This is a genomic window from Aestuariivirga sp. (assembly GCF_044239095.1).
In the GTDB taxonomy this organism is placed as follows: Bacteria; Pseudomonadota; Alphaproteobacteria; order Rhizobiales; family Aestuariivirgaceae; genus Aestuariivirga.
The window spans coordinates 1-6,160 of record NZ_JBIICB010000263.1 but is presented as its reverse complement, the minus strand read 5'-3'; the positions used below and the strand labels follow the sequence as shown (position 1 = coordinate 6,160).

The following is a 6,160-nucleotide window of genomic DNA, read 5'->3' as shown; positions in this document are numbered from 1 at the left end:
CCAGGATCAGCATCACCACGCGGGCGAAGGTCTTCTGCAGTTGCTCGCCCGCCTTGGGCTGGAAGAAGGCGACGAACAGGTCCCGCGTGACGGTTGCGCCTGCCGCGATCACATAGGCGCCGGCGCAGGCGGTGAAGGCCACGAGCAGGCAGGCTGCGATAAGTGCGCCGAGCCAGGGCTGTACCGTGCCGATGGCATGGACAAGCATTGCGGGAATGAGGCCCTGTTGGCCCGCGGAGAGATCCGGCAGCACGGCTGCGATGCTGCCCGCCACGGGCCCCGCCGCACCGAGCAGCAGCCCGCCGATGCCGATCAGCGGCACGAAGACGAAGAGCAGCAGCCCCATCACCCCGGCCGAGGCCCAGACCTGCTGGGGCGCGCCGGCATTGGGCGAGCGGCTGGCGAAGGCGAACATGGTCATGACCGGCGTGGTCTGTATGCCGAGCAGGCTGATGACGAAGGTCAGCGCCAGCGCGCTCGTCCACGGTCCGCCTTGCGCCACGTCGCGGCCGATGCCGTGGGTCCATTGCACCACGCCCGACAAGGCGAAATGCGCATTGTAGTCGCCGCCACCATGCTGCGCGGTGGTTCCCCAGGGCGCGGTGCCCGCCTGCGCGAACTGCGCGAGGCCCGCCTTCATCGGCGCGAAACCGCCCATCAGGTGATAGGCCGCAAGCCCCGCAAGCCCGATGCCAACGGCCACCATGGTCATCTGCAGCGGGCCCGACTGGGCGATGCCGCGAAGGCCCCCGAGCGTCGAGACGATGATGACGGCAATGGCCAGCGCCCACATGACCACCAGCGGGTCCAGCGCCCTGTTGCTGGCAATCGAGATCATCTGCCCAGCTGCACCAAAGAGCAGGGCGAGAAACGGCACGCTGAGCAGCACTGCCACCAGTACGCTAAACACGCGCACGAGGTTGCCGCCGAAATAGCCTGAGAACATCTCCCCCGCCGTGAGGAAACCGTGCTTCTGCCCCAGCACCCATTGCCGCCGCCCCAGAAAGGCGCCGAGTGCGGGGATGCTGATGGCTGCGAAGGCGAGGTAGCCAGCTGGAAAGCCGTCACGCAAGACGAGCCCTGGCAGCGCCACGAAAAGCCAGCCCGTGAGCGAGGCCATGGTGGCGGCCGTGGCAATGACCCAGGTCGAGAGGTCGCGGCCCGCCACGCTGAATTCCGCCATGCTTGCCGAGGCCGCAGGTCCGCGCAGCGCCCAGAACACGAGATAGGCGAAATACAGCGCCAGCCAGATGAAGATCCAGGCGGCGGCCGGGGCGTAGAGTTGGTCTGCACTCATCGCTGCTGGCCCCTTTTCCTGGTGGGCTGGCCGGGTTTGCCGCCTGCCGCGGAGCGGTCGATGTGGGTTTGGCGCGGCACAAGCTGGCCCGGTACGCGCACTGCCACGGGGGTGAGGGAGGGATTGACGTCGATCTCCTTGATGAGTTCGACCGTGGCCTGTGCCATGCGCCGCGTGGGGTGGCGGTAGGTGGTGAGCGAATGCGACGGCCAGCCAGCCATGGCTACGTCGTCGAAGCCCACGACCGAGATCTGCTCGGGCACCTTGATGCCGAGGTCGAAGGTGAGTCCGTCGATGAGGCCGATCGCCATCAGGTCATTGGCGCAGAAAATGGCGTCGATCTGTGGATCGCGCGCAAGCAGGCGGCGGGCGGCGGCGCGGCCGTTCTCGTAGGAAAAGGAATCGGCGCCATTGTCCTCCAGAACCTTCAGCCCCGCCGCGGCGCAGCGCTCGCTGAAGCCGCGGCCGCGGTCGATTGAGGTGGTGGCGCGCGGTGTGCCGCAGACATAGGCCATTCGCTTGTGCCCGGTGCTGAGCAGGAAGTCCGCCAACTCGCGCCCGCCCAGGCGGTTGTCACAGGTGACGGAGAAGGTCTGCGTGTCAGGAACGTAGCGGTTGAAGAAGATCAGGTGCGGGCCCGCCCCCGCACTGGCGATGGCGCGCTGGAAAGTGACCGTCGCCGTCATGACGACGATGAACTCGGGGCGGTAACGCATGGCCTCCGGCAGGGTCTCCTCCGCCGTGCGGCCAGGTGCGATGTGGAAGAGCATCACGCTGAACCCCGCGTTCTGCAGTTCCTCCGTCAGCGTCACCAGGGCTTCGGCGAAGAAGGGGTTGTAGAAGTCCGAGATGAAGATCGTGGCGATGCGCGTGCGCTGGGTGTTCAGCGTGCTGGCAAAGACGTTGGGACTGTAGCCAAGGGTCTTGGCGTGCGACAGGACGCGCTCACGCGTGCGCGGCGCAACATTGGCGCCCGGGTTGAAGGCGCGCGTAACGGTGGACACCGACACGCCCAGATCATCCGCGATCTGGCGTGCCGAAAGCATGGATCCATGCGCCTCTTGCTTCCGTCCGCTCATGCCGGGGGAATACTCATGTGGTTCGCTTCGAAAATCCTGGCCTCGCTCATCTGCTGCTCCGCCGCTCTTCCCGGCCCCTTTTTGACACATTGTTGCTTCCGATTGCAACATGCCACGAGTAAATTTACAAGATAATGATGCAGGAAACGCCATAATTGCAGGGTTTCACCCATTTTCTTATTGTTGATGTTGCAAACGCAAGCAGGAAATCTGTTGCGCTTGTGGCGCAAGTTGGATAGCTTTGCCGGAGGCCGGGTCACCGATCCCCGTAGTCGCCCGGCGTGAGAACGACATGGGAGGAAACCAAATGTTCCGTTTTGCGAAAGCCTTAGCGGTGGCTGCGTTGGGCGTAAGCCTGTTCGCAGCTGCGCCTGCCGTTGCCGAGGGTCTGGATGAAATTCCGGAAGCGACCCGCAAGCAGGTCTATGACCCGAATATGCTCGATCCGGCGCAGCCGGTTGGGCCAAGCGCCTACCGTGACTTCAAGGCCAAGCGCGGCCCGCCGTGGGTGATCGGCTATGCCAGCTCCTATGCCGGCAACACCTGGCGCGCCGCGGTGATGGACCGTCTCGCCAAGGACATCCTGCCCAAGTGGCAGAAGCTGGGTCTCGTCAAGGACGTGATCGTCACCCAGTCCAACCTCAACGACTCGGTGCAGATCCAGCAGATGCGCCAGCTGGTTGACCAGGGTGTGGACGCGATCATCGTGTGCTGCTCCAACCCCACCGCCCTGAACCAGACGGTGAAATATGCTTATGAGCGCGGCGTGCCCGTGTTCTCCCTCACCGGCTATCTGACCTCGCCCTATTCGATCAATTCCTCGGTCAACTATCAGCTCGCCGGCTATGAGATCGGCAAGTGGATGGCCGAAGAGATCGGCAAGAAGGGCAACGTTCTCGTCGTCGAGGGCATTCCCGGAACCTCCGGCTCCGATTCGCAGAACCGCGGCGTGCTCGCCGGTCTTGCGGCCTATCCGGATGTGAAAGTTGTGGGCAGCATCGCCGGCATGTGGACCGACCAGGTCGCGCAGGGCGAAGTGCAGAAGTGGCTTGCCACCAACCCCGGCCAGCTTGACGGCATCGCCGTGCAGTCGGCGGCTGAAATGGGCGTGCTGCGCGCGCTGCAGCAGTCCGGCCGCGACATGATCCCGATCACCATCGGCGGTGAGCTCGGTGCCAACTGCTACTGGCGCCAGAACCCTGACTATATCAGCAGCGCCTTCCACGTCTGGCCCCCGGGCGACGACATGGAACTGATCTGGAACATCATGATGCGCACGCTGCAGGGCCAGGGTCCCAAGATCCAGTCCGTGCTGGTGCCGCCGATCAAGTTCACGGTCGAAGACGTGAAGAAGGAACTGAAGGAAGACTGCGATCCAAACTCGGCTGACTGGTTCCACGTGGGCCCGAAGGCTTGGGGTGCGGAAGATTATCTGGACCAGTTCTTCCTGCGTCCGGCTGATCCGACCCAGTACAAGCCCTGATCGTCACGCGATTAAGGCGGCGGGCACGCGATGGTAGCGGCATCATCCGACACTCCGGCGAAGGCGCAGTCCGCTGCGCCTTCCTCGCCGGCGGGTGGCGCGGCAACCGCACGGCCCGCCGTTCAGGCTGACATTACCGTCCATGACGCGCGCAAATCATTCGGGGTGACGCGCGCTCTGGACGGCTGCTCCTTCGCCGCGCGCCTGGGCGAGATCCATGCCATCGTCGGCGGCAATGGCTGCGGCAAGAGCACGCTCTCCAAGGTCATTTCTGGCGTATTGCCGATTGACAGCGGCCATGTCTCCGTTCTGGGCCATGCGCCTTCAACCCCGCGCGATGCAAGGCTCGCCGGCGTTGCCACCGTTTTCCAGGAAGTGCTCGTCGCCGATGATTGCTCGGTGCGGGACAATCTCTTCGTCGGAGTCGACGGGTTGTTCACCCGTGCGAAGTCCGCTGATGAGAAATACGAAACGTCGGCCAGCATGATGCGTGAGCTGACCGGGCTCGACATCGACCCCGATATGCTGGTCGGCGGGCTTCCCTTAAGCATCAAGCAATGGATCACCATCGGCCGTGCGCTGCTGTGCAAGCCCAAGGTGCTGATCCTGGATGAATCCTCTGCCGCCCTCGACTTTGATTCCACGGAGCGGCTGTTCGTCAAGATGCGCGAGCTGCGCGACCAGGGCTCGGCCATTCTCATCGTCACCCACCGCATCGCCGAACTGATCCGCATCAGCGACCGCGCCACCGTGATGCGCGACGGGCGGGACGTGGGTGTTCTCGAGAAAAGCGAGATCACGGAAAAGAATCTGCTGGGCCTGATGACGGGCAAGAGCAGTTCTGGTGCCGCACATGGCAAGCCTGCCGAGGCCGCCAGCGATACGGTCGTCATGAAGACCGAGAGCTTGCGCATCTGGCCCAAGGGGCCGGGCGTGGAGTTCAGTCTCCGGCACGGCGAGATCGTGGGCGTCGCCGGCCTGGACGGGCAGGGTCAGAATGAATTCGTGCGCGTGCTGGCGGGCGTCCAGCAGGCGGAGGAAGGGCTGGCGCTGGCGCGCAACGGCGTCTCCGACTTCCAGCCCATCAACACGCTGGCCGATGCCGACCGGATGCGCGTTGCCTATGTTTCAGGCGACCGCAAGCGCGAAGGCATCTTCGCCAACATGAGCATCTTCGAGAACCTGGTGCTGCCGCTCGCCGCCAAGGCGCCGCGCGTGCCGCTGATCAAGATCATCGATTGGCCGTCGCTGTCGAGCGTCTTTGATTCGATGGTGGAGAAGCTGTCGATCAAGCATGGCTTCCGCTCCGACAAGATCACCTCGCTCTCGGGCGGCAACCAGCAGAAGGTTCTGATCGGGCGCGCCTTCGCGCTGCGCCCGCGCATCCTGGTGCTGAACGACCCCGCGCGCGGCATCGACGTTGAGGCCAAGCGCGAGCTCTACCGGCACTTGCGCGATTTCGCGGCGCAGGGCAATGCGGTGGTCTTCATGTCGAGCGAACTCGAGGAGTTCATCGGCCTGTGCACGCGTGTGCTCGTGTTCCGCAATGGCGGACTGTTTGAGACCTTCGCGAGCGGCGAGATTCATCCCGACCGCATCCTGGAATCGATGTTCGGCCATTCCCAGCACGCAGGAAAGACCGCGGGCGGCAGCGGCCCCCTGGGCCAGCCCCGCAAGGCGGAGGTGCAGGAGGCCGATCCGCGCAGGCGGACGCCGGCCGTTGCCGTCCCCGAACCTGCCAGCGTGCGGATCGTCGACTTTTCCACGCCGCCGCGTGCACCGCGGCCCGCGCCCGAGACACCGCCGCAGGGCCGGCAGATCAAGATCCGCTTCTTCAATTCGTGAGGGACAGGCCATGAAGATTGTCGAGTTCGGGGAAGACGGGAAGCCCAAGCTGCTGAAGCCGGCGGAAGCTCCCGTGGCGCGCGAGGTGATGAAGGAAGATGCCTCCGCCAGGATCAAGATCCGCGAATTCGGCCGCGATGGCGCAGACGAGACGCCGCGCAAGACCTCCGTCGCGGCCCAGGGCACCTTCGGCGCGGCGCGCGTGCCGCAGTCGATCAAGATCGTCGACTTCGACAAGGAGAAGGCCGGAACACCCATCAAGCCTGCGCCCGCGCAGGAGCGCCCGCGTGGCATGAAGATCGTCGAAACGGAGTAGGGGTGGCAAGACACGTGACCAGAGGCGGGCAACAGGCATGAGCGCGGCAGCTGAGCGGCAGTCCTCGTCGTCTGCCTATTCGCACCTGTTCATTCCGATCGTGCTGCTGTTCGCGCTGCTCGTGGTCGCGGTCATCCGCA

The 6,160-nt window shown here is 64.7% G+C and carries 5 protein-coding genes; 3 read left to right on the top strand and 2 right to left on the bottom strand.

All coding sequences use genetic code 11. The features are described from left to right. Together ACILRA_RS18565 and ACILRA_RS18560 are read right to left on the bottom strand one after the other, a co-directional pair. A partial coding sequence (locus ACILRA_RS18565) for a hypothetical protein (protein WP_395663551.1) occupies positions 1–1,297 on the bottom strand: 1,297 nt, incomplete at its 3' end. Beyond that, entirely contained in the window at positions 1,294–2,343 is a 1,050-nt protein-coding gene (locus ACILRA_RS18560) for a substrate-binding domain-containing protein (RefSeq protein WP_395663550.1), read from the bottom strand. The genes ACILRA_RS18560 and ACILRA_RS18565, both read right to left, overlap by 4 nt. Before the next feature lie 340 nt (positions 2,344–2,683). Between ACILRA_RS18560 and ACILRA_RS18555 the strand changes: the two genes are divergently transcribed. The 3 genes from ACILRA_RS18555 to ACILRA_RS18545 are packed head-to-tail and all read left to right on the top strand — an operon-like array spanning position 2,684 to position 6,020. Next, on the top strand, positions 2,684–3,859 hold the full coding sequence (locus ACILRA_RS18555; protein WP_395663549.1) for an ABC transporter substrate-binding protein: 1,176 nt from the start codon (positions 2,684–2,686) through the stop codon (positions 3,857–3,859). A 30-nt stretch (positions 3,860–3,889) separates the two neighbouring features. Then, entirely contained in the window at positions 3,890–5,704 is a 1,815-nt protein-coding gene (locus ACILRA_RS18550; RefSeq protein ID WP_395663548.1) for a sugar ABC transporter ATP-binding protein, read from the top strand. Between the two features lie 10 nt (positions 5,705–5,714). Beyond that, positions 5,715–6,020, top strand: a complete 306-nt coding sequence (locus ACILRA_RS18545; RefSeq protein WP_395663547.1) for a hypothetical protein — start codon at positions 5,715–5,717, stop codon at positions 6,018–6,020. Positions 6,021–6,160: the final 140 nt, after the last annotated feature.